The organism is Streptomyces sp. SCSIO 75703 (assembly GCF_036607905.1).
In the GTDB taxonomy this organism is placed as follows: Bacteria; Actinomycetota; Actinomycetes; order Streptomycetales; family Streptomycetaceae; genus Streptomyces.
Window position 1 is genome coordinate 5,695,767 of the sequence record NZ_CP144555.1, and the last position, 23,249, is coordinate 5,719,015.

The window sequence follows — 23,249 nt, forward strand, 5'->3', positions numbered from 1 at the left end:
TTCCGCGCGATGCGGGGGCATTCGAACAGCCACCGCACAGCAAGAGGCGGAACGGGAGCCGGACCTTCCAGCCGCGCGTTTCGCCGCCTCGCGGCTCTAGGGGATCGATGACTGAGTATGGCCGGGGCCAAGGCTCCGCACCGTGGGGTCCGGAGGACCCCTTGTACGGGGACGGATGGGAAGGACAGCAGGCCCAGGCGGGCCTGCAGTCCCCCTACGGCGGCCGGCCGCAGCAGTATCCCGAGCAGCCGCAGCACCAGCACCAGCAGCAGTACGGCGAATGGGGAGGCGGTTCCGGGTACGGCGAACAGCAGTACGACCCGTACGACCAGTACGGGCAGCCTCCCCCCGGCGGACAACAACCCTACGGACAGCAGCAGGGCGGGCAGTACGACGGGCAGTACGACCCGCAGCAGTACGCGTCCCAGCAACACCCGCACCAGCAGCCGCAACAGCCCCACCAGCAGCACGCACAGCACCCGCAGGACGAGGGCTGGGGCACTGGCGCGCATCCCCACGCGCAGTACCCCGGCGACCCGTCCGACCCCTACGGCCAGCAGGCCGCGGCCTACGGCGGCGGCGAGCAGCCCGACTTCTACGGCACCCCCGACGCCTACCCGCCCCCCGAGCCGCCCGGCCGCCGGCGCACCGAGCCCGAACCCGAGCGCACCGACTGGGACCCCGGCACCGAGGAGGAGGACCACGCCTTCTTCACCGGCGCGGACGACGGCAAACCAGGGGAGGCCGACGCCGACGAGGAGGGCCCGGTCCGCGGGCGCGGCGAGCGCCGGGCCCGCGGCGGCAAACCCAAGAAGAAGGGCCGCAACGGCTGCGCCTGCCTCGTGGTCTCGCTGGTGCTGGGCGGCGGCGCCCTGGGCGTCACGTACTTCGGTTACCAGTTCTACCAGGACCGTTTCGGCTCGGCCCCGGACTTCGCGGGCAGCGGCAACGGCGAGCAGGTCACCGTCACCATCCCCAAGGGCGCGACCGGCTCCGTCATCGGCCAGGAGCTGAAACGCAAGGGCGTCGTCAAGAGCGTGGACGCCTTCATCTCCGCGCAGGCGAGCAACCCCGGCGGCCAGGGCATCCAGGACGGCGTCTACACGCTGCAGAAGGAGATGTCGGCCGAGAGCGCGGTCGCACTCCTGCTCAGCCCCAAGAGCCGCAGCAACCTGATCATCGCCGAGGGCAAGCGCAACATCGACGTCTACAAACTCATCGACAAGCGCCTGGAGGTCAAGGAGGGCACCACCGCGAAGGTCGCCGAGAGCGAGTGGAAGAGCCTCGGACTGCCCGAGTGGGCGATGAACCACGAGAACCTCAAGGACCCCCTGGAAGGCTTCCTCTACCCCTCCAGCTACTCGGTCGCCAAGGGCCAGAAGCCCGAGGAGGTCCTCAAACAGATGGTGGCGCGGGCCAACGAGCAGTACCAGCGGATCGGGCTGGAGAAGAAGGCGGCCGGACTCGGCCTCGACGGCCCCTGGGAACTGCTCACCGTGGCCAGCCTCGTCCAGGCCGAGGGCAAGACGCACGAGGACTTCCGGATGATGTCCGAGGTCGTCTACAACCGCCTCAAGCCCACCAACACGGAGACCAACCGGCTCCTCCAGTTCGACTCGACCTTCAACTACCTCAAGGGCGAGAGCAACATCCGGATCAGCGAGTCCGAGATCAACAGCAACAAGGACCCCTACAACACGTACACGAACAAGGGCCTGCCGCCCGGTCCCATCGGCAACCCCGGCCAGGAGGCCCTGGAGGCGGCGCTGGTGCCGACCGACGACGGCTGGATCTACTTCGTGGCCACCGACGGCCTGAACAAGACCGAGTTCGCCAAGAACTACGCCGAATTCCAGAAGCTCAAGGACAAGTTCGATGCCACCACGGTCCGTTGACGCGCGCCGGGCCGCCGTGCTCGGCTCGCCCATCGCCCACTCCCTCTCCCCGGTGCTGCACCGCGCCGCCTACGCCGCACTGGGCCTGGAGAACTGGACGTACGACCGCTTCGACCTCGACGAGGCGGCCCTGCCCGGCTTCGTCGAGGGCCTCGGCCCCGAGTGGGCGGGACTCTCCCTGACCATGCCGCTGAAGCGGGCGGTCATCCCGCTGCTCGACGCGATCAGCGAGACGGCCGCCTCGGTGGACGCGGTGAACACGGTGGTCCTCGCCCCCGACGGCCGCCGCACCGGCGACAACACCGACATCCCCGGCATGGTGGCCGCCCTGCGCGAACACGGCGTCGAGAAGGCCGAGAGCGCCGCCGTCCTCGGCGCCGGCGCCACCGCCTCCTCCGCGCTGGCCGCCCTCGCCCGGATCTGCACCGGGGAGGTCGACGTGTACGTCCGCAGCGGGGCCCGCGCCGCCGAGATGCGCGGCTGGGCCGAACGGCTCGGCGTCGCCGTCCGCATCGTGGAGTGGGAGCGGGCCGCGCAGGCGCTGCACGCCCCGCTGGTCGTCGCCACCACCCCGGCCGGCACCACCGACGCGCTCGCCGGAGCCGTACCGGAGCGGCCGGGAACCCTCTTCGACGTGCTCTACGAGCCCTGGCCCACCCCGCTCGCCGCCCGCTGGTCGGCCGCCGGCGGAGCCGTCGTCGGCGGCCTCGACCTCCTCCTGCACCAGGCCGTGCTCCAGGTGGAACAGATGACCGGGCACTCCCCGGCCCCGCTGGCCGCCATGCGCGCGGCCGGCGAACGCGCCCTCGCCGAGCGCCAGGCACCGCCCCCGGCGGCCGGAAACGGAACCGGAACGGAGCCCGGCCCGGCCCGCCGCGCCTGATCCGCGGGCGTCCGCCAGGTGGACCGGCGACGGATTCGGCCCGGTGGACGTGGGAGGATCGGGGGTGGCGGACCGGGGCCCGCGCACCCGGCCACGTCGTCGCCGTACGCGGAGAAGGAGCGTGCGCAGGGCAGTACCGGGCGCGAGCACTGAGGAGCACCGTTGAGCAGGTTGCGCTGGCTGACCGCGGGGGAGTCCCACGGTCCCGCACTCGTCGCGACGCTGGAGGGTCTGCCCGCCGGCGTGCCGGTCACGACGGAGATGGTGGCGGATCATCTGGCGCGGCGGCGGCTGGGGTACGGGCGCGGTGCCCGGATGAGGTTCGAGCGGGACGAGGTGACCTTCCTCGGCGGTGTCCGGCACGGTCTGACCCTGGGTTCCCCGGTCGCGGTGATGGTCGGCAACACCGAGTGGCCGAAGTGGGAGCAGGTGATGGCCGCCGACCCCGTCGATCCGCGGGTGCTGGCCGGTCTGGCGCGGAACGCTCCGCTGACGCGTCCGCGGCCGGGACACGCGGACCTGGCCGGGATGCAGAAGTACGGGTTCGACGAGGCGCGGCCGGTGCTGGAACGTGCCTCGGCGCGGGAGACGGCGGCGCGGGTCGCGCTGGGCGCGGTCGCCCGCTCGTACCTGAAGGAGACGGCCGGCATCGAGATCGTCAGCCACGTGGTGGAACTGGCCGCGGCGAAGGCCCCGTACGGCGTGTACCCGGTACCGGGGGACGTGGAACGGCTCGACGCGGACCCGGTGCGCTGTCTGGACGCGGACGCCTCGAAGGCGATGGTCGCGGAGATCGACCAGGCCCACAAGGACGGGGACACCCTGGGCGGCGTGGTCGAGGTGCTGGCCTACGGGGTGCCCGTGGGACTGGGCTCGCACGTGCACTGGGACCGGCGGCTGGACGCGCGGCTGGCGGCGGCGCTGATGGGCATCCAGGCGATCAAGGGCGTCGAGATCGGGGACGGCTTCGGGCTGGCCCGGGTACCCGGATCGCGGGCGCACGACGAGATCGTGGCGGACGACGACGGCATCCGGCGCGCCACCGGGCGCGCGGGCGGCACGGAGGGCGGCCTGTCGACGGGCGAGGCGCTGCGGGTACGCGCGGCGATGAAGCCGATCGCGACGGTGCCGCGGGCGCTGCGCACGGTCGACGTGGTGACCGGCGAGGCGGCGCAGGCGCATCACCAGCGTTCGGACGTGTGCGCGGTGCCGGCGGCCGGGATCGTGGCGGAGGCCATGGTCGCGCTGGTGCTCGCGGACGCGGTCGCGGAGAAGTTCGGGGGCGACAGCGTCACCGAGACCCGCCGCAACGTCCGCTCCTACCTCGACGCCCTGGCCATCCGATGAGCGTACCGCTGATCGTCCTCATCGGCCCGATGGGCGTCGGCAAGTCCACCGTCGGCCGGCTCGTCGCCGAACGCCTCGGCACCGGCTACCGCGACACCGACGAGGACATCGTCACCGCCCGGGGGCGCAGCATCGCCGACATCTTCGTCGACGAGGGCGAAGCCGCCTTCCGCGCCCTGGAGAAGGAGGCCGTGCGCACCGCGCTCGCCGGGCACCGGGGCGTGCTCGCCCTCGGCGGCGGCGCCATCCTCGACGCCGGCACCCGGGCGCTCCTCGCCGGACACCACGTCGTCTACCTCTCCATGGACGTGGAGGAGGCCGTCAAGCGCACCGGGCTCAACGCCGCCCGCCCGCTCCTCGCGGTCAACCCGCGCAAGCAGTGGCGCGCACTCATGGAGGCCCGCCGCCCGCTCTACGAGGAGACGGCCTCCGCCACCGTGGCCACCGACGGCCGCACCCCCGAGGAGGTCGCCCAGGCCGTCCTGGACGCCCTCGCCCCGCACATCGCACCACCCGGGGAACCGACCCCGCAGACCCGGCCGGAGGACGCCGTGGCAGACCCTGTGACCCGTATCGCGGTCGGCGGAAGCGCCGGCACCGAGCCCTACGAGGTCCTGGTGGGGCACCGGCTCCTCGGCGAGCTGGGCACCCTGATCGGCACCGCCGCCCAGCGCGTCGCCGTCATCCACCCCGAAGCCCTCGCGGAGACCGGCGAGGCGCTCCGCGCCGACCTCGCCGACCAGGGCTACGAGGCCGTCGCCGTCCAGGTGCCCAACGCCGAGGAGGCCAAGACCGCCGAGGTCGCCGCCTACTGCTGGAAGGCGCTCGGCCAGTCCGGCTTCACCCGCACCGACGTCCTCGTCGGCGTCGGCGGCGGCGCCACCACCGACCTGGCCGGATTCGTGGCCGCCACCTGGCTGCGCGGGGTGCGCTGGATCGCCATCCCCACCACCGTGCTGGCCATGGTCGACGCGGCCGTGGGCGGCAAGACCGGCATCAACACCGCCGAGGGCAAGAACCTCGTCGGCTCCTTCCACCCGCCCGCCGGCGTCCTGTGCGACCTCGCCGCCCTGGAATCCCTCCCGGTCAACGACTACGTCTCCGGACTGGCCGAGGTCATCAAGGCCGGTTTCATCGCCGACCCGGCGATCCTCGACCTGATCGAGGCCGACCCCGAGGCGGCGCGGACCCCGGCCGGCCCCCACACCGCCGAACTGATCGTGCGCTCGATCCGGGTCAAGGCGGACGTCGTCTCCTCGGACCTGAAGGAGGCGGGCCGGCGCGAGATCCTCAACTACGGCCACACCCTCGGCCACGCCATCGAGAAGAACGAGCGGTACAAGTGGCGCCACGGCGCCGCCGTCTCGGTCGGCATGCACTTCGCCGCGGAACTGGGCCGCCTCGCCGGCCGGCTCGACGACGCCACCGCCGACCGGCACCGCAGCATCCTGCGGTCGGTCGGACTGCCGCTGCACTACCGGCACGACCAGTGGCCCCGGCTGCTGGAGAACATGAGGGTCGACAAGAAGTCCCGCGGCGACCTGCTGCGCTTCGTGGTGCTGGACGGACTGGCCAGACCGGCGGTGCTGGAGGGCCCCGACCCCGCCGTGCTGCTCGCCGCCTACGGCGAGGTGGGCGAGTAAGTACCCCCGCGTCCCTTCCGTCCGGCCCGCCCGCGGTGCCGGGCACCCGACGGCGTCCCCGGCCGTTCACCAAACGCCGGCCGGGGACGGTACCGTTCGGTGGCAGGCGGGAGCCCCCGCCGTCAGCGCCCATCGCCTGTACGAGACGGAGTGGCACCGGATGCAGCACGCAGTGGGGTCTCCGCTGCCGCCGCCCCACCAGCCGGGGCACGGACCGGCCGCCGGCTGGTCCCCGGCCGCGCACCAGCCGGGGCCGCACCACCAGGGCCCCGCCCCCGTGCCCCCGCCCCCGGGCCACCCGATGCGGGCGCCCCGGCCCGGGACGCCCCCGCCGGGCCCGCAGCGGCCCGGCGCGCACCAGCCGGGCGCCGGGCAGCCCGGCGTACCGCACCCCGGTCCGCCGCGGACCGGAGCCCCGCACCCCACGGCCCCCGGACAGCCGCCCGCCCCGCAACACCCGGCGCCGCACGCGCCCGCCACGGACGTCACCGGTCACGTACCGCTGCCCCCGGGTGGTCCCGTCGCCGCCCCGCACCTGCCCGGCGCCCCCTCGGCCATGCCCGACCCGGCCACCGCCACCCTCGCCGTCCTGCTCATCGGACCGGCCGGCGCCGGCAAGACGACCGTCGCCAAGTACTGGGCCGACCACCGCCGCGTGCCCACCGCCCACATCAGCCTCGACGACGTCCGCGAGTGGGTCCGCTCCGGCTTCGCCGACCCCCAGTCGGGCTGGAACGACCACTCCGAGGCCCAGTACCGCCTCGCCCGCCGCACCTGTGGCTTCTCGGCCCGCAACTTCCTCGCCAACGGCATCTCGTGCATCCTCGACGACGCCGTCTTCCCCGACCGCCCCGTCGTCGGCCTCGGTGGCTGGAAACGGCATGTCGGCCCCGGGCTGCTCCCGGTCGTCCTGCTGCCCGGACTGGACATCGTCCTGGAGCGCAACGCCGCCCGCAGCGGCAACCGGCGGCTCACCGACGAGGAGGTCGCCCGCATCCACGGCCGGATGGCCGGCTGGTACGGGTCGGGCCTGCCCATCATCGACAACTCCCAACTCGGCATAGCGGAGACGGCCCGGGTCCTGGACGAGGTCCTGGCCCGTTCCATAGCCAGCCCGCCCCAGTGGTAGCGGCCCCCGCCGCACCGGCCCCCGCGTGACGCCGGGGACCGGGCGGGGCGCGGCACGGAAGGGTGCCGAGGCCCCACTCGGACCCGCTCGAACGGCGACATCCGGCCACCCCTCGTAGGCTCGGCTCATGTCAGAGGTGTACGCGGCCCGCCGGACGCGCCTACGGGAACGCTGCGACGCGGGCGGCAGCGCGGCGGTACTGGTCTCCCGCCCCGCCAACGTGCGCTACCTCGCGGGCGCCGCCCCGCACGGCGCGGTACTGCTGCTCGGCGGGGACGAGGACCTCCTCGTCCACGGAGGACCGCCCTACGCCCGCCCCACCGAGGGCCGGCCCGACGAGAACCTGCGGGTCCACGTCCTGCCCGGACCCGGCGGCGACCCCGCCGTCGCCGCCGCGGACATCGCCGCCGCACGCGGCGCCGACTCCCTCGCCACCGAGGACCACCACCTCACCGTCGCCCGCCACCGCGCCCTGCGCTCCGTCGCGCCCCGGCTGCGCCTGAACGACCTCGGGGGAGCGGTGGAACAACTCCGGGTGATCAAGGACGAGGAGGAGATCTCCTTCCTGCGCATCGGCGCGGAGATCGCCGACCAGGCCCTCGGCGAACTCCTCGAATCCATCCTGGTCGGCCGCACCGAGCGGCACCTCGCCCTGGAACTGGAACGGCGCCTGGTCGACCACGGCGCCGACGGCCCCGCCTTCCCCACCTCCGTGGCGACCGGCCCGCACTCGGGCCGCCGCGGCCACCGCCCCAGCGACCGCCGGGTGGAGGAGGGCGACTTCCTCTCCGTCTGCCTCGGCGCCGACTACCGCGGCTACCGCTGCGAGATCGGCCGGACCTTCGTCATCGGCACCTCGCCCGCCGACTGGCAGATCGACCTGTACGATCTGGTCTTCTCCGCCCAGCGGGCCGGCCGCGAGGCCCTCGTACCGGGTGCGGCCTGCCGTGATGTGGACCGCCTCACCCGCCAGCCGCTGGACTCCGCGGGGTACGCGGAGTACCTGCCGCCGCTCACCGGGCACGGCGTGGGGCTGGAAATCGGCGAGGACCCGCAATTGGCCCCCGCGGCCATGGGTAAACTGGACGCTTGTGTGCCGGTCACCGTCGAACCGGGAGTCCACCTCCCGGGCCGGGGCGGGGTCCGGATCGATGACACGCTCGTCGTGCGCCCCGAGGCGGACGGCGGACCCGAGCTACTCACCATCACGACCAAGGAGCTGCTCGCGCTCTAGCCCCGCGCTGTGCGCCCGCCCCCGAGTCGTCCACGTCAGTCCAGGAGATTCCACAACCGTGGCTTCCACGAACGACCTCAAGAACGGCATGGTGCTCAAGCTCGAAGGCGGCCAGCTCTGGTCCGTCGTCGAGTTCCAGCACGTCAAGCCCGGCAAGGGCCCGGCCTTCGTGCGCACCAAGCTCAAGAACGTGCTCTCCGGCAAGACCGTCGACAAGACCTTCAACGCCGGTGTCAAGGTCGACACCGCCACCGTCGACCGCCGCGACATGCAGTTCTCCTACATGGACGGCGACTACTTCGTCTTCATGGACATGGAGACCTACGACCAGCTCCACGTCGACCGCAAGGTCGTCGGGGACACCGCCCACTTCCTGGTCGAGGGCTTCGAGGCCACCGTCGCCCAGCACGAGGGCGAGGTGCTCTCCGTCGAGCTGCCCGCGGCCGTCGAGCTGACGGTCCAGGACACCGAGCCCGGCGTCCAGGGCGACCGCTCCACCGGCGGCACCAAGCCCGCCACGCTGGAGACCGGCCACCAGATCCAGGTCCCGCTCTTCATCACCACCGGTGAGAAGATCAAGGTCGACACCCGCACCAGCGACTACCTCGGCCGGGTGAACGGCTAACCGTGGCTGCTCGCAACACGGCCCGCAAGCGCGCCTTCCAGATCCTCTTCGAGGGCGACCAGCGCGGTGCCGATGTCCTGACGGTCCTCGCCGACTGGGTCCGGCACGCCCGGTCCGACACCCGGCAGCCGCCGGTGAGCGAGTACACGATGGATCTCGTGGAGGGCTACGCCGTGCGCGCCGCGCGCATCGACGAGCTGATCGCCCAGTACGCGGTGGGCTGGACGCTCGACCGGATGCCGGTCGTCGACCGCAACATCCTGCGGCTGGGTGCCTACGAGCTGATCTGGGTCGACGCCACCCCGGACGCCGTCGTCCTCGACGAGATGGTCCAGCTCGCCAAGGAGTTCTCCACGGACGACTCGCCGGCCTTCGTCAACGGGCTGCTCGGCCGGCTCAAGGAGCTGAAGCCGTCGCTGCGCCGGGAAGACGCCTGACCGCTGTCGCCGCCCGAGGGGCCCGCGGCACCGCCCGCCGCGGGCCCCTCGGGCGTCGGGCGGTGCCGGGGTCGTCCCGGAACCGAAAAAGCCGCCGGGGTGACCGGAACCATGTGGTTCCGGTCACCCCGGCGGCACGTTTCTGCTGGGGCGGGGGAGGCGGTCAGCCCTCCTCGTGGGTGGCGACCGCGCGGCGCGCGTCCGCGTCCAGCACACCCCAGCTGATGAGCTGCTCGGTCAGCACCGAGGGCGACTGGTCGTAGATCACGGCGAGGGTGCGCAGGTCGTCCTGGCGGATCGAGAGCACCTTGCCGTTGTAGTCACCGCGCTGCGACTGGATCGTGGCGGCGTACCGCTGGAGGGGGCCCGCCTTCTCGGCCGGCACGGTGGCCAGCCGTTCCAGGTCCAGGACCAGCTTCGGCGGCGGCTCGGCCGCGCCGCCCGGGGTCGTCCCCGGCAGCAGCTCCTGCACGGGAACGCCGTAGAAGTCCGCCAGCTCGGCGAGGCGCTGCACCGTCACGGCGCGGTCGCCGCGCTCGTACGAACCGACCACCACGGCCTTCCAGCGGCCCTGGGACTTCTCCTCGACACCGTGGAGGGAAAGGCCCTGCTGGGTGCGGATGGCCCGGAGCTTGGCCCCGAGCTGTTTGGCGTATTCGCTGGACATATGGCTCCCGGACAAGGTGTCGACGCGGCCGGCCCTGTTGTCTGCCGCGCGGCTGGTAACTCACTGTGAGGTTACGCAGAGTTACTTGCCTGCGTCAAGCCGAATGGTCCGCCCCGGCTGATCCGTGATATCCGCGGCCCGTTACTGCGTACGGGTGGCCCCGGCGCGGCACCGGGGTGACGGGGGCGGGTCCCGGGCGGTGCGGGACGCTCCGGCGGGCCTGCTACGGTAGGTGGTGCAAATCCGACGTCCTTTAAGGTCCGTCCCGTGAGACGGAGAAGGAGGTCCGTTTCGTATGGACACGCACGACAGGCGTGGCGAACAGGCCCGGCCGGCGGAACCCCGCCCCGAGGCGCGGCCCGTCCTGGAGGCCCCCGACATCGCCCGGGTGCTCACCCGCATCGCCCACGAGATCGTCGAACGCGCCAAGGGCGCCGACGACGTGGTGCTCCTCGGCATCCCCACCCGGGGCGTCTTCCTCGCCCGGCGGCTGGCCGCCAAGCTGGAGGAGATCACCGAGCGCGCGATCCCGGTCGGCTCCCTCGACATCACCATGTACCGCGACGACCTGCGCCTGCAGCCGCCGCGGGCGCTGGCCCGCACCGAGATCCCCGGTGACGGCGTCGACGGCCGCCTCGTCGTCCTCGTCGACGACGTCCTCTTCTCCGGGCGCACCATCCGCGCCGCCCTGGACGCCCTGAACGACATCGGGCGCCCCCGCGCGGTGCAACTCGCCGTCCTCGTCGACCGCGGCCACCGCGAGCTGCCCATCCGCGCCGACTACGTCGGCAAGAACCTCCCCACCTCGCTGCGGGAGACGGTCAAGGTCCTGCTCGCCGAGGAGGACGGCCGCGACACCGTGCTGCTCGGTGCCAAGCGGACCACCCCCGGCGCGCACCCGTAACGTCCGGCCCACGCCCCCGCGGGCCAGCGCCCGCCCTCCGGCACGCCGACGTGCCTCCGAGGCCCCCGGGACGCACCCCGGCACGCCCGGACACGCCCGAATTCTCCTGATCTTCCGCTTGAATCGTCTTACGGAGCCTGACAGATGCAGCGCCATCTCATCTCGGCCGCCGACCTCTCCCGCGACGACGCCGTCCTGATCCTCGACACCGCCGAGGAGATGGCCCGGGTCGCCGACCGGCCGATCAAGAAACTGCCCACCCTGCGCGGCCGTACCGTCGTCAACCTCTTCTTCGAGGACTCCACCCGCACCCGGATCTCCTTCGAGGCCGCCGAGAAGCGGCTCTCCGCGGACGTCATCAACTTCACCGCCAAGGGGTCGAGCGTCTCCAAGGGCGAGTCCCTCAAGGACACCGCCCAGACGCTGGAGGCCATGGGCGTGGACGCGGTCGTCATCCGGCACAGCGCCTCGGGCGCCCCCTACCGGCTGGCCACCTCGGGCTGGATCGACGCGGCCGTCGTCAACGCGGGCGACGGCACCCACCAGCACCCCACCCAGGCCCTGCTGGACGCGTTCACCATGCGCCGCCGGCTGGTCGGCCGCGACGCCGGCCTCGGCCGGGACCTGGACGGCCGGCACATCACCCTGGTCGGCGACATCCTGCACAGCCGGGTCGCCCGCTCGAACGTCGACCTGCTGCACACCCTCGGCGCCGAGGTCACCCTCGTCGCCCCGCCCACCCTGCTGCCGGTCGGCGTCGAGACCTGGCCCTGCGAGGTCTCCTACGACCTCGACGCCACCCTGCCCAAGTCCGACGCGGTGATGCTGCTGCGCGTCCAGCGTGAGCGCATGAACGCCGCGTTCTTCCCGACCGAGCGCGAGTACGCCCGCCGCTACGGCCTCGACGGCGAGCGCATGGCGCGCATGCCCGACCACGCCATCGTCATGCACCCCGGCCCGATGGTCCGCGGCATGGAGATCACCGCCGACGTCGCCGACTCCGGCCGCTGCACCGCCGTCGAGCAGGTCACCAACGGCGTCTCCATCCGCATGGCCGTCCTGTACCTGCTGCTCGGCGGAAACGAGACCGCCCTCACCCACACCCGCACCACGGAGGAGAAGTAAGAGATGAGCAAGACCCTGATCCGCGGTGCGCGGGTGCTCGGCGGCGAACCCCGGGACGTCCTCGTCGAGGGCGGCGTCGTCGCCGAGGTCGGCACCGGCCTGAGCGCCGAGGGCGCCGAGGTCGTCGAGGCGGCGGGCAAGGTCCTCCTGCCGGGCCTCGTCGACCTCCACACCCACCTGCGCGAACCCGGCCGCGAGGACTCCGAGACGGTCCTGACCGGCACCCGCGCGGCGGCGAGCGGCGGCTACACCAGCGTCTTCGCCATGGCCAACACCTTCCCCGTCGCCGACACCGCCGGCGTCGTCGAGCAGGTCTACCGCCTCGGCCGCGACCACGGCTACTGCGACGTGCAGCCCATCGGCGCCGTCACCGTCGGCCTGGAGGGCACCCAGCTCGCCGAACTCGGGGCCATGCACGAGTCGGCGGCCGGCGTCACCGTCTTCTCCGACGACGGCAAGTGCGTCCACGACGCCGTGATCATGCGCCGTGCCCTGGAGTACGTGAAGGCGTTCGGCGGCGTCGTCGCCCAGCACGCCCAGGAGCCCCGGCTCACCGAGGGCGCCCAGATGAACGAGGGCGTCGTCTCCGCGGAACTGGGACTGGGCGGCTGGCCCGCCGTCGCCGAGGAGTCGATCATCGCGCGGGACGTCCTGCTCGCCGACCACGTCGGCTCCCGCGTCCACATCTGCCACCTCTCCACCGCCGGCTCCGTCGAGATCGTGCGCTGGGCCAAGTCCCGCGGCATCGACGTCACCGCCGAGGTCACCCCGCACCACCTGCTCCTCACCGACGAACTGGTGCGCTCCTACGACCCCGTCTACAAGGTCAACCCGCCGCTGCGCACGGAGCGCGACGTCATGGCGCTGCGCGAGGCGCTCGCCGACGGCACGATCGACATCGTCGCCACCGACCACGCCCCGCACCCGCACGAGGACAAGGACTGCGAGTGGGCCGCGGCCGCCATGGGCATGGTCGGCCTGGAGACCGCACTGTCGGTGGTCCAGGAGACGATGGTGGAGACGGGCCTGCTCGACTGGGCCGGCGTCGCCGACCGGATGTCCTTCACCCCGGCCCGGATCGGCCGCGCCACCGGCCACGGCCGCCCCGTCTCGGCTGGTGAGCCCGCCAACCTCACCCTCGTGGACACCGCATACCGTGGCCGGGTGGACCCCGCGGGCTTCGCCTCGCGCAGCCGCAACACCCCCTACGAGGGCCGCGAGCTGCCGGGCCGTGTCACGCACACGTGGCTGCGGGGCAAGGCCACGCTCGTCGACGGGAAGCTCACGTGACACCTGTAATCCTGCTGGCCGCCGAGAAGGAATCGGCGCAAGTGACCGACTGGGCCGCGCGCATCGGCTGGGTCGTCGGCCTCGGCCTGTTCGTGGCCCTCGTCTACTGGCTCATGCGCGAGGGCTGGAAGTGGCGCGGCACGCTCCAGGGCGACCTGCCCGAGCTGCCCACCGCCCCCGACGCTCCCGGCCCGGTCCGGCTGACGATGAGCGGCCGCTACCACGGCTCCACCACCGCCGGGCAGTGGCTCGACCGCATCGTCGCCCGCGGACTGGGCACCCGCAGCCGCGCCGAGCTGACCCTGACCGACGCCGGACTGGAGGTCGCGCGCCCCGGCGCGGAGGACTTCTTCGTCCCCGCCGCCCGGCTGCGCGGGGCCCGCCTCGACAAGGGCATCGCCGGCAAGGTCCTCACCGAGGGCGGACTGCTCGTGGTGACCTGGGAGCACGGCGGCCGGCTGATCGACTCCGGCTTCCGCTTCGACCGCGCGGCGGAGCACACCGAGTGGGCCGACACCCTGAACGACATGATCAACAAGACGGAAACGGAAGGCGCACGATGACGACCTCCACCAGGGGAGCAGCCAGGACTCCCGCCGTGCTCGTCCTGGAGGACGGCCGGAGCTTCCGCGGCCGTGCCTACGGGGCCGTGGGGGCCACCTTCGGCGAAGCCGTGTTCTCCACCGGCATGACCGGCTACCAGGAGACCCTGACCGACCCGTCGTACCACCGCCAGGTCGTCGTGATGACCGCCCCGCACGTCGGGAACACCGGCGTCAACGACGAGGACCGCGAGTCCCGCACGATGTGGGTCGCCGGCTTCGTCGTCCGCGACCCCGCCCGGCTGCCCTCCAACTGGCGCTCCCGCCGCTCCCTCGACGACGAACTGGCCGAGCAGGGCGTCGTCGGCATCTCCGGGATCGACACCCGCGCCCTCACCCGCCACCTGCGCGAGCGCGGCGCCATGCGCGCCGGCATCTTCTCCGGCGACGACCTCGCCGACGAGGCCGCCCTGCTCGCCCGGGTCCGCGAGACCCCCGGCATGGCCGGCGCCGACCTGACCGCCGAGGTGACCACCGCCGAGGCGTACGTGGTCCCCGCGGTCGGCGAGAAGCGGTTCACCGTCGCCGCCGTCGACCTCGGCATCAAGGGCACCACCCCGCACCGCATGGCCCAGCGCGGCATCGAGGTGCACGTCCTGCCCGCCACCGCCACCGTGGAGGACATCCACGCCCTCGGTCCCGACGGCGTCTTCTTCTCCAACGGCCCCGGCGACCCCGCGACCGCCGACCACGCCGTCTCCCTGATGCGCGGCGTCCTGGACCGCGGCACCCCGCTCTTCGGCATCTGCTTCGGCAACCAGATCCTCGGCCGCGCCCTCGGCTTCGGCACCTACAAGCTGAAGTACGGCCACCGCGGCATCAACCAGCCCGTGCAGGACCGCACGACCGGCAAGGTCGAGATCACCTCGCACAACCACGGCTTCGCCGTCGACGCCCCGCTCGACCGGGTCTGCGACACCCCCTACGGCCGCGTCGAGGTCTCCCACGTCTGCCTCAACGACGACGTGGTGGAGGGTCTGCGCCTCCTCGACCGGCCGGCCTTCAGCGTCCAGTACCACCCGGAGGCGGCCTCCGGTCCCCACGACGCCGCCTACCTGTTCGACCGTTTCGTCTCCCTGATGGAGGGCCAGCGTGCCTAAGCGCACCGATATCCAGTCCGTCCTGGTCATCGGCTCGGGCCCGATCGTCATCGGCCAGGCCGCCGAGTTCGACTACTCCGGCACCCAGGCGTGCCGCGTCCTGCGGGCCGAGGGCCTGCGGGTCGTGCTCGTCAACTCCAACCCGGCCACGATCATGACCGACCCGGAGATCGCCGACGCCACCTACGTCGAGCCGATCACCCCCGAGTTCGTCGAGAAGATCATCGCCAAGGAGCGTCCCGACGCGCTGCTGCCCACCCTGGGCGGCCAGACCGCGCTCAACACCGCCATCTCCCTGCACGAGAGCGGCGTCCTCGACAAGTACGGCGTGGAGCTGATCGGCGCCAACGTCGACGCCATCCACAAGGGAGAGGACCGCGACCTCTTCAAGGACGTCGTCGAGGAGGTCCGCAAGAAGACCGGCCACGGCGAGTCCGCCCGCTCGGTCATCTGCCACTCCATGGACGAGATCCTCGCCGGCGTCGACGAACTCGGCGGCTACCCCGTCGTCGTCCGCCCCTCCTTCACCATGGGCGGCGCCGGCTCCGGCTTCGCCCACGACGAGGAGGAGCTGCGCCGCATCGCCGGCCAGGGTCTCGCCCTCTCGCCGACCACCGAGGTGCTCCTGGAGGAGTCCATCCTCGGCTGGAAGGAGTACGAGCTGGAGCTGATGCGCGACAAGAACGACAACGTCGTGGTCGTCTGCTCCATCGAGAACTTCGACCCGATGGGCGTGCACACCGGCGACTCGATCACGGTCGCGCCCGCGATGACCCTGACCGACCGCGAGTACCAGGTCCTGCGCGACATCGGCATCGCCGTCATCCGCGAGGTCGGCGTCGACACCGGCGGCTGCAACATCCAGTTCGCGGTCAACCCCGAGGACGGCCGGGTCATCGTCATCGAGATGAACCCGCGCGTCTCGCGCTCCTCGGCGCTCGCCTCCAAGGCGACCGGCTTCCCCATCGCCAAGATCGCCGCCAAGCTGGCCGTCGGCTACACCCTCGACGAGATCCCCAACGACATCACGCGCGAGACGCCGGCTTCCTTCGAGCCGACCATCGACTACGTGGTCGTCAAGGCGCCCCGCTTCGCCTTCGAGAAGTTCCCCTCCGCCGACTCCACGCTGACCACCACCATGAAGTCGGTCGGCGAGGCCATGGCGATCGGCCGCAACTTCACCGAGGCGTTCCAGAAGGCCCTGCGCTCGCTGGAGAAGAAGGACAGCCGCTTCACCTTCGTCGGCGAGCCCGGCGACAAGACCGAGCTGCTGCGCGAGGCGGTCCGCCCCACCGACGGCCGGGTCAACGCGGTCATGCAGGCCATCCGCGCCGGCGCCACCCCCGAGGAGGTCTTCGAGGCCACCCGGATCGACCCCTGGTTCGTCGACCAGCTCTTCCTCATCAAGGAGATCGCCGACGAGATCGCCGCCGCGCCCGAGCTGACCCGCGACCTGCTCGCCGAGGCCAAGCGGCACGGCTTCTCCGACCAGCAGATCGGTGAGATCCGCGGCCTGCGCGAGGACGTCGTCCGCGAGGTCCGGCACGCCCTCGGCATCCGCCCGGTCTACAAGACGGTCGACACCTGTGCCGCCGAGTTCGCCGCGAAGACCCCCTACTTCTACTCGTCCTACGACGAGGAGAACGAGGTCGCCCCGCGCGAGCGTCCCGCGGTGATCATCCTGGGCTCCGGGCCCAACCGCATCGGCCAGGGCATCGAGTTCGACTACTCCTGCGTGCACGCCTCCTTCGCGCTGAGCGACGCCGGGTACGAGACCGTGATGGTCAACTGCAACCCGGAGACCGTCTCCACCGACTACGACACCTCCGACCGGCTCTACTTCGAGCCGCTCACCCTGGAGGACGTCCTGGAGATCGTCCACGCCGAGCAGCAGGCCGGCCCGGTCGCCGGCGTCGTCGTCCAGCTCGGCGGACAGACCCCGCTGGGCCTCGCCCAGGCCCTCAAGGACAACGGCGTCCCCATCGTCGGCACGCCGCCCGAGGCGATCCACGCCGCCGAGGACCGGGGCGCCTTCGGCCGCGTCCTCGCCGAAGCCGGACTGCCCGCCCCCAAGCACGGCACCGCCACCACCTTCGCCGAGGCCAAGTCCATCGCGGACGAGATCGGCTACCCGGTCCTGGTGCGGCCCTCCTACGTGCTCGGCGGACGCGGCATGGAGATCGTGTACGAGGAGGCCCGGCTGGAGTCGTACATCGCCGAGTCCACCGAGATCGGCCCCTCCCGCCCGGTCCTCGTCGACCGCTTCCTCGACGACGCCATCGAGATCGACGTCGACGCCCTCTACGACGGGCACGAGCTGTACCTCGGCGGCGTCATGGAGCACATCGAGGAGGCCGGCATCCACTCCGGCGACTCGGCGTGCGCCCTGCCCCCGATCACGCTCGGCGGCTACGACATCAAGCGGCTGCGCACCTCCACGGAGGGCATCGCCGCCGGGGTCGGCGTCCGCGGTCTGATCAACATCCAGTTCGCGCTCTCCGGCGACATCCTCTACGTGCTGGAGGCCAACCCGCGCGCCTCGCGCACCGTGCCCTTCACCTCGAAGGCGACCGCGGTGCCGCTGGCCAAGGCCGCCGCCCGCATCTCGCTCGGCGCCACCATCGCCGAACTGCGCGCGGAGGGGCTGCTGCCCGCCGCGGGCGACGGCGGGGACCTGCCGCTGGACGCGCCGATCTCCGTCAAGGAGGCCGTGCTGCCCTGGTCCCGCTTCCGGGACATCCACGGCCGCGGCGTCGACACCGTCCTCGGCCCCGAGATGCGCTCCACCGGCGAGGTCATGGGCATCGACTCGGTCTTCGGCACCGCCTACGCCAAGTCGCAGGCCGGCGCCTACGGCCCGCTGCCGACCAAGGGCCGGGCGTTCATCTCCGTCGCCAACCGCGACAAGCGCTCGATGATCTTCCCGGCGCGCGAGCTGGTCGCCCACGGCTTCGAACTGCTCGCCACCTCCGGCACCGCCGAGGTCCTGCGCCGCAACGGCATCAACGCCACCGTCGTGCGCAAGCAGTCCGAGGGCACCGGCCCGAACGGCGAGCGGACCATCGTCCAGCTCATCCACGACGGCGAGGTCGACCTCATCGTCAACACGCCGTACGGCACCGGCGGCCGCCTCGACGGCTACGACATCCGCACGGCGGCCGTCTCCCGCGCCGTGCCCTGCCTGACCACGGTCCAGGCGCTCGCCGCGGCGGTCCAGGGCATCGACGCCCTGCACCGGGGCGAGGTGGGGGTCCGCTCCCTCCAGGAACACGCCGAGTTCCTGATCGCGGCCCGCGACTAGCACTCCCGAGGGGGACACCGGAGACGGTGTCCCCCTCCTCGTGGCGGCCCCCGCACACGGCCGCCCCCTGCGCTCACGACGCTTCCCAAGCCCCGCGCGGGCTTGCCGAGGACCCCTGGGACACCGACACATGTACACGCTCTTCTTCCGTCTGTTCTTCACCCGCATGGACCCCGAGGACGCGCACCACCTGGCCTTCCGCTGGATCCGCCGGGCCGCCCGCGTCCCCGTGCTGCGCACCTTCGCCGCCGCGCTGCTCGCGCCGCGCCACGAGGAACTGCGCACCGAGGCCCTCGGGCTGCGGATGCACGGCCCCTTCGGCCTCGCCGCCGGCTTCGACAAGAACGCGGTCGGTATCGACGGACTGGCCATGCTCGGCTTCGACCACGTCGAGATCGGCACCGTCACCGGCGAGCCGCAGCCGGGCAACCCCCGCAAGCGGCTCTTCCGCCTGGTCACCGACCGGGCGCTGATCAACCGCATGGGCTTCAACAACGACGGCTCGCGCGCGGTCGCCGCCCGGCTGGCCTCCCGCGACCCGGTGTTCCGGACCGTCGTCGGCGTCAACATCGGCAAGACCAAGGCGGTCCCGGAGGGGGAGGCCGTGGCCGACTACGTGAAGTCCGCCGAACGCCTCGCCCCGCACGCCGACTACCTCGTCGTCAACGTCTCCTCGCCCAACACGCCCGGACTGCGCGACCTCCAGGCCACCGAGGCGCTCCGGCCGCTGCTGAGCGCCGTCCGCGAGGCCGCCGACCGCGCGGTCCCCGCCCGGCACGTCCCGCTCCTGGTCAAGATCGCGCCCGACCTCGCCGACGAGGACGTCGACGCGGTCGCCGACCTCGCCGTCGACCTCGGCCTGGACGGCATCATCGCCACCAACACCACCATCGCCCGCGAGGGACTGGGCCTGCGTTCCGCGGCCCGGCTCACCCGCGAGACCGGCGGACTGTCGGGCGCCCCCCTCAAGGAACGCTCCCTGGAGGTGCTGCGGCGCCTGTACGCGCGCGTGGGCGACCGGATCACCCTCGTGGGCGTCGGCGGCGTCGAGACCGCGGAGGACGCCTGGCAGCGGATCCTGGCCGGCGCCACGCTGGTCCAGGGCTACAGCGCCTTCGTCTACCAGGGCCCCTTCTGGGCCCGCTCCGTCCACCGGGGCCTCGCCGCCCGCCTGCGGCGCAGCCCGTACGCCACCCTCGCCGACGCCGTCGGCGCCGACGTGAGGAAGACGGCATGACCGAGTCCTTCGGCGCACGCCTGCGCCGTGCCATGGACGAGCGCGGACCGCTGTGCGTGGGCATCGACCCGCACGCCTCCCTGCTCGCCGACTGGGGACTGGCCGACGACGTCGCCGGACTGGAGCGGTTCAGCCGCACCGCCGTCGAGGCGCTCGCCGGCCACGTCGCGGTCCTCAAACCGCAGAGCGCCTTCTACGAACGGTTCGGCTCGCGCGGCGTCGCGGTGCTGGAGGCGTCCGTCCGGGAGGCCCGGGAGGCCGGCGCGCTGGTCCTCATGGACGCCAAGCGCGGCGACATCGGCTCCACCATGGCCGCCTACGCCGAGTCCTTCCTGCGCCCGGACGCCCCGCTCTTCTCGGACGCGCTCACCGTCTCGCCCTACCTCGGCTACGGCTCCCTGAAGCCCGCGGCCGACCTGGCCCGGGAGAGCGGCGCGGGGCTCTTCGTGCTGGCGCTGACCTCCAACCCGGAGGGCGCCGAGGTGCAGCACGCCGTCCGGGCCGACGGGCGGACCGTCGCCGCGACCGTGCTGGCCCACCTGGCGGCCGAGAACGCCGGCCAGGAGCCGCTGGGCTCCTTCGGCGCGGTGGTCGGCGCGACCCTGGGCGACCTCGGCGCCTACGACCTGGACACGGGCGGTCCGCTCCTGGCGCCGGGCATCGGGGCACAGGGGGCGACCCCGGCGGATCTGCCGCGCGTCTTCGGCTCCGCGCTGGGCCGGGTGCTGCCCAGCGTCAGCCGGGGCGTGCTGCGGCACGGTCCCGCCCCGGCGGCGCTGCGCGGGGCCGCCGAGCGTCTGGCATCCGAGGTCAGGACGGTCGTGGGGGACGCGTAGAGTCAGGCATACATCCTCGAATCCGAGGCAATATGTCCTAAATGTCTGGCCTGACGGAGGCTGACCAGGACTTTTCCGCTGTTCTCGCTGACTCTGGCGGACTGGACCGCTAGTCTCCGTCGGGTGGGGGCGCCTCCCACGCCCCTCAAGACAGGGGAGGAACGGGCAAGCGTGTTGCTCGTGGCTCCCCGGGTGTGGGGCGACTAGGTTCCTCACCGGTCCGTATCCGACAGTTCGACATCCGAGGTGACGTAGGCGTGGCTCTTCCGCCCCTTACCCCTGAACAGCGCGCAGCCGCGCTCGAAAAGGCCGCCGCGGCTCGCCGGGAGCGGGCCGAGGTCAAGAATCGACTCAAGCACTCCGGCGCCTCCCTGCACGAGGTCATCAAGCAGGGCCAGGAGAACGACGTCATCGGCAAGATGAAGGTCTCCGCCCTCCTGGAGTCCCTGCCGGGCGTGGGCAAAGTCCGCGCCAAGCAGATCATGGAGCGGCTCGGCATCTCCGAGAGCCGCCGCGTGCGCGGTCTCGGCTCCAACCAGATCGCCTCGCTGGAGCGCGAGTTCGGCAGCACCGGCGGCTGAGTCCGGAGCACTCCGGATTACTGGAATAATCGCCGCATGGCTGCAACACCCCGGGGGACGTCCCCCGTACCTCCGGACGCACGTCCGCGGCTGACCGTGCTCTCCGGCCCCTCGGGGGTCGGCAAGAGCACGGTCGTCGCCCATCTGCGCAAGGAACACCCCGAGGTCTGGCTCTCGGTGTCGGCCACGACCCGTAAGCCCCGGCCCGGCGAGCAGCACGGCGTCCACTACTTCTTCGTCGGCGACGACGAGATGGACAAGCTGATCGCCAACGGTGAGCTGCTGGAGTGGGCGGAGTTCGCCGGCAACCGCTACGGCACGCCGCGCGCGGCCGTGGCCGAGCGCCTGGAGGCGGGCGAGCCGGTGCTGCTGGAGATCGACCTCCAGGGCGCGCGGCAGGTCCGCGAGTCCATGCCCGACGCCCAGCTCGTGTTCCTCGCCCCTCCCTCCTGGGAGGAGCTGGTGCGCAGGCTCACCGGCCGGGGCACGGAATCGGCGGAGGTGATCGAGCGCCGGCTCGCCGCTGCCCGGGTGGAACTGGCCGCCGAGCCGGAGTTCGACCGGACCCTGGTCAACACCTCCGTCGAGGACGTGGCCCGCGAGCTGCTAGCCTTGACGAACGTCATGTGATCGCGACAGGTCTGCGCACCGGCCGGTCACCCCGACTGCATCTTTCCCATCCATCGGAAGGTAGAGCGTGTCCTCTTCCATCTCCGCGCCCGAGGGCATCATCAACCCGCCGATCGACGAGCTCCTCGAGGCAACCGACTCGAAGTACAGCCTCGTGATCTACGCGGCCAAGCGGGCCCGCCAGATCAACGCGTACTACTCGCAGCTCGGCGAGGGCCTCCTCGAGTACGTCGGTCCCCTCGTCGACACCCACGTCCACGAGAAGCCGCTCTCGATCGCCCTGCGCGAGATCAACGCGGGTCTGCTGACGTCCGAGGCCGTCGAGGGCCCCGCCCAGTAGTATCTTCAGCCCGACGCTGACTTTTCCACAGGCCCGGCGGCCCCCCGCCGGGCCTGTGGTGTGTGATGGGGCTGTACGTTTTCCGAGGTCCTGTTCCGAGCTGCGGGGAGAGACGGTGGACAAGCCCGAGGTCGTCCTGGGAGTCAGCGGCGGGATCGCCGCGTACAAGGCGTGTGAGCTGCTGCGCAGACTCACCGAGTCGGGCCACTCGGTCCGCGTCGTGCCCACCGCGTCGGCGCTGCGCTTCGTCGGCGCCCCCACCTGGTCCGCCCTCTCCGGCCGGCCGGTCTCCACCGAGGTCTGGGACGAGGTCCACGAGGTCCCGCACGTCCGCATCGGCCAGCACGCCGACCTGGTCGTCGTCGCCCCCGCCACCGCCGACCTGCTCGCCCGCGCCGCCCACGGACTCGCCGACGACCTCCTCACCAACACCCTGCTCACCGCCCGCTGCCCGGTGGTCTTCGCCCCGGCCATGCACACCGAGATGTGGGAGCACCCCGCCACCCAGGAGAACGTGGCCACCCTGCGCCGGCGCGGCGCCGTCGTCATCGAGCCCGCCGTGGGCCGCCTCACCGGCGTCGACACCGGCAAGGGCCGGCTGCCCGACCCGGGCGAGATCTTCGAGGTCTGCCGCCGGGTGCTCGCCCGCGGCACCGCCGCCCCCGACCTCGCCGGACGCCACGTCGTGATCAGCGCCGGGGGCACCCGGGAGCCCCTCGACCCCGTCCGCTTCCTGGGCAACCGCTCCTCCGGCAAGCAGGGGTACGCCCTCGCCCGCACCGCCGCCGCCCGGGGCGCCCGGGTCACGCTGGTCTCGGCCAACGCCGCCCTGCCCGACCCGGCCGGGGTCGACGTGGTCCGGGCCGGCACCGCCGTGGAGCTGCGGGAGGCGGTGCTGCGTGCCGCCGCGGACGCCGACGCGGTCGTCATGGCCGCCGCGGTCGCGGACTTCCGCCCCGCCGAGTACGCCACGGGGAAGATCAAGAAGCAGGAGGGGCGCGACCCCGGGCCGGTCGCCCTCGTCCGCAACCCCGACATCCTCGCCGAGGTCGCCGCCGGCCGCTCCCGCCCCGGCCAGGTCGTGGTCGGTTTCGCCGCCGAGACCGACGACGTCCTCGCCAACGGCCGGGCCAAGCTGAAGCGCAAGGGCTGCGACCTCCTCGTGGTCAACGAGGTGGGGGAGCGCAAGACCTTCGGCTCCGAGGAGAACGAGGCCGTGGTGCTCGGCGCCGACGGCACCGAGACCCCGGTCCCGCACGGACCCAAGGAGGATCTCGCCGACACCGTGTGGGACCTGGTGGCGGCCCGCCTCGACTGAACCGCTCATTCCGCCGCGCCGCGCGCGGGTGAACGGGCCTGTTCGCGCGTGGCGCCCCTGGCCAAGCCCGTGCACGATTGGGCAGAATGCCCGTGCCGCAGGTCACAGCCCTCCCGAGAGCTGAG

At 72.6% G+C, this 23,249-nt stretch carries 21 protein-coding genes; 20 read left to right on the forward strand and 1 reads right to left on the reverse strand.

Going from position 1 to position 23,249, the window contains the following annotated elements:
* Positions 1–107 precede the first annotated feature (107 nt).
* The 8 genes from mltG (at position 108) to nusB (ending at position 9,193) form a co-directional block, all read left to right on the forward strand.
* Positions 108–1,895: an endolytic transglycosylase MltG gene (gene mltG, locus VM636_RS25130; RefSeq protein ID WP_037859317.1), complete on the forward strand. Its 1,788-nt coding sequence runs from the start codon at positions 108–110 to the stop codon at positions 1,893–1,895.
* A complete protein-coding gene (locus VM636_RS25135) occupies positions 1,876–2,778 on the forward strand; it encodes a shikimate dehydrogenase (protein ID WP_078856177.1) in 903 nt (300 codons plus the stop codon). Before mltG ends, VM636_RS25135 begins: the two co-directional genes overlap by 20 nt.
* A 162-nt stretch (positions 2,779–2,940) precedes the next feature.
* Positions 2,941–4,125 (forward strand): chorismate synthase, encoded by a 1,185-nt coding sequence (aroC, locus tag VM636_RS25140; RefSeq protein WP_338485809.1) that lies wholly within the window; start codon positions 2,941–2,943, stop codon positions 4,123–4,125.
* A complete protein-coding gene (gene aroB, locus VM636_RS25145; RefSeq protein ID WP_078855992.1) occupies positions 4,122–5,768 on the forward strand; it encodes a 3-dehydroquinate synthase in 1,647 nt (548 codons plus the stop codon). Before aroC ends, aroB begins: the two co-directional genes overlap by 4 nt.
* Before the next feature lie 160 nt (positions 5,769–5,928).
* Positions 5,929–6,897 carry a Pro-rich N-terminal domain-containing protein gene (locus tag VM636_RS25150; protein WP_030420853.1) on the forward strand — a complete coding sequence of 323 codons (969 nt, stop codon included), beginning with the start codon at positions 5,929–5,931 and terminating at the stop codon, positions 6,895–6,897.
* Positions 6,898–7,024: 127 nt separating this feature from the next.
* Entirely contained in the window at positions 7,025–8,131 is a 1,107-nt protein-coding gene (locus VM636_RS25155) for a M24 family metallopeptidase (protein ID WP_030420854.1), read from the forward strand.
* Positions 8,132–8,189: 58 nt separating this feature from the next.
* Complete coding sequence (gene efp / locus VM636_RS25160) at positions 8,190–8,756, forward strand: elongation factor P (RefSeq protein ID WP_030420855.1); 567 nt, start codon at positions 8,190–8,192, stop codon at positions 8,754–8,756.
* A gap of 2 nt (positions 8,757–8,758) precedes the next feature.
* The gene (nusB, locus tag VM636_RS25165; protein WP_030420856.1) at positions 8,759–9,193 is read left to right on the forward strand and encodes a transcription antitermination factor NusB; all 435 of its coding nucleotides are present in this window, start codon (positions 8,759–8,761) and stop codon (positions 9,191–9,193) included.
* 163 nt (positions 9,194–9,356) lie between these two features.
* On the opposite strand, the gene bldD is transcribed toward nusB, so the two are convergent.
* Positions 9,357–9,860: a transcriptional regulator BldD gene (bldD, locus tag VM636_RS25170; RefSeq protein WP_010046440.1), complete on the reverse strand. Its 504-nt coding sequence runs from the start codon at positions 9,858–9,860 to the stop codon at positions 9,357–9,359.
* Between the two features lie 295 nt (positions 9,861–10,155).
* Here bldD and pyrR point away from each other — a divergent pair, with 295 nt between their 5' ends.
* The 12 genes from pyrR to coaBC all read left to right on the forward strand — a co-directional run bounded on the left by pyrR (position 10,156) and on the right by coaBC (position 23,124).
* Positions 10,156–10,764, forward strand: a complete 609-nt coding sequence (gene pyrR, locus VM636_RS25175; protein ID WP_030420857.1) for a bifunctional pyr operon transcriptional regulator/uracil phosphoribosyltransferase PyrR — start codon at positions 10,156–10,158, stop codon at positions 10,762–10,764.
* Positions 10,765–10,908: 144 nt separating this feature from the next.
* Positions 10,909–11,889 carry an aspartate carbamoyltransferase catalytic subunit gene (locus VM636_RS25180; protein ID WP_030420858.1) on the forward strand — a complete coding sequence of 327 codons (981 nt, stop codon included), beginning with the start codon at positions 10,909–10,911 and terminating at the stop codon, positions 11,887–11,889.
* Between the two features lie 3 nt (positions 11,890–11,892).
* Complete coding sequence (locus VM636_RS25185) at positions 11,893–13,179, forward strand: dihydroorotase (RefSeq protein ID WP_030420859.1); 1,287 nt, start codon at positions 11,893–11,895, stop codon at positions 13,177–13,179.
* On the forward strand, positions 13,176–13,742 hold the full coding sequence (locus VM636_RS25190; RefSeq protein ID WP_030420860.1) for a hypothetical protein: 567 nt from the start codon (positions 13,176–13,178) through the stop codon (positions 13,740–13,742). The genes VM636_RS25185 and VM636_RS25190 overlap by 4 nt, the downstream gene beginning before the upstream one ends.
* The gene (gene carA, locus VM636_RS25195; RefSeq protein ID WP_030420861.1) at positions 13,739–14,881 is read left to right on the forward strand and encodes a glutamine-hydrolyzing carbamoyl-phosphate synthase small subunit; all 1,143 of its coding nucleotides are present in this window, start codon (positions 13,739–13,741) and stop codon (positions 14,879–14,881) included. Before VM636_RS25190 ends, carA begins: the two co-directional genes overlap by 4 nt.
* Positions 14,874–18,182, forward strand: a complete 3,309-nt coding sequence (gene carB, locus VM636_RS25200) for a carbamoyl-phosphate synthase large subunit (protein WP_338485817.1) — start codon at positions 14,874–14,876, stop codon at positions 18,180–18,182. The genes carA and carB overlap by 8 nt, the downstream gene beginning before the upstream one ends.
* A gap of 130 nt (positions 18,183–18,312) precedes the next feature.
* A complete protein-coding gene (locus VM636_RS25205) occupies positions 18,313–19,419 on the forward strand; it encodes a quinone-dependent dihydroorotate dehydrogenase (RefSeq protein WP_030420863.1) in 1,107 nt (368 codons plus the stop codon).
* Positions 19,416–20,255, forward strand: a complete 840-nt coding sequence (gene pyrF / locus VM636_RS25210) for an orotidine-5'-phosphate decarboxylase (protein ID WP_030420864.1) — start codon at positions 19,416–19,418, stop codon at positions 20,253–20,255. Before VM636_RS25205 ends, pyrF begins: the two co-directional genes overlap by 4 nt.
* A 257-nt stretch (positions 20,256–20,512) precedes the next feature.
* Positions 20,513–20,836, forward strand: a complete 324-nt coding sequence (locus tag VM636_RS25215) for an integration host factor (protein WP_030420865.1) — start codon at positions 20,513–20,515, stop codon at positions 20,834–20,836.
* Between the two features lie 36 nt (positions 20,837–20,872).
* Positions 20,873–21,466: a guanylate kinase gene (gene gmk / locus VM636_RS25220; protein WP_051821394.1), complete on the forward strand. Its 594-nt coding sequence runs from the start codon at positions 20,873–20,875 to the stop codon at positions 21,464–21,466.
* 67 nt (positions 21,467–21,533) lie between these two features.
* Positions 21,534–21,806: a DNA-directed RNA polymerase subunit omega gene (gene rpoZ, locus VM636_RS25225; RefSeq protein ID WP_003988945.1), complete on the forward strand. Its 273-nt coding sequence runs from the start codon at positions 21,534–21,536 to the stop codon at positions 21,804–21,806.
* A 115-nt stretch (positions 21,807–21,921) separates the two neighbouring features.
* A complete protein-coding gene (gene coaBC, locus VM636_RS25230; protein WP_030420867.1) occupies positions 21,922–23,124 on the forward strand; it encodes a bifunctional phosphopantothenoylcysteine decarboxylase/phosphopantothenate--cysteine ligase CoaBC in 1,203 nt (400 codons plus the stop codon).
* Positions 23,125–23,249 lie beyond the last annotated feature (125 nt).

Coding starts and splice junctions, on each gene's coding strand:
- mltG (WP_037859317.1), top strand. CDS start 108: ATGACTGAGTATGGCCGGGGCCAAGGCTCCGCACCGTGGGGTCCGGAG.
- VM636_RS25135 (WP_078856177.1), top strand. CDS start 1,876: ATGCCACCACGGTCCGTTGACGCGCGCCGGGCCGCCGTGCTCGGCTCG.
- aroB (WP_078855992.1), top strand. CDS start 4,122: ATGAGCGTACCGCTGATCGTCCTCATCGGCCCGATGGGCGTCGGCAAG.
- VM636_RS25150 (WP_030420853.1), top strand. CDS start 5,929: ATGCAGCACGCAGTGGGGTCTCCGCTGCCGCCGCCCCACCAGCCGGGG.
- VM636_RS25155 (WP_030420854.1), top strand. CDS start 7,025: ATGTCAGAGGTGTACGCGGCCCGCCGGACGCGCCTACGGGAACGCTGC.
- bldD (WP_010046440.1), bottom strand. CDS start 9,860: ATGTCCAGCGAATACGCCAAACAGCTCGGGGCCAAGCTCCGGGCCATC.
- pyrR (WP_030420857.1), top strand. CDS start 10,156: ATGGACACGCACGACAGGCGTGGCGAACAGGCCCGGCCGGCGGAACCC.
- VM636_RS25180 (WP_030420858.1), top strand. CDS start 10,909: ATGCAGCGCCATCTCATCTCGGCCGCCGACCTCTCCCGCGACGACGCC.
- VM636_RS25185 (WP_030420859.1), top strand. CDS start 11,893: ATGAGCAAGACCCTGATCCGCGGTGCGCGGGTGCTCGGCGGCGAACCC.
- carA (WP_030420861.1), top strand. CDS start 13,739: ATGACGACCTCCACCAGGGGAGCAGCCAGGACTCCCGCCGTGCTCGTC.
- VM636_RS25205 (WP_030420863.1), top strand. CDS start 18,313: ATGTACACGCTCTTCTTCCGTCTGTTCTTCACCCGCATGGACCCCGAG.
- pyrF (WP_030420864.1), top strand. CDS start 19,416: ATGACCGAGTCCTTCGGCGCACGCCTGCGCCGTGCCATGGACGAGCGC.
- gmk (WP_051821394.1), top strand. CDS start 20,873: ATGGCTGCAACACCCCGGGGGACGTCCCCCGTACCTCCGGACGCACGT.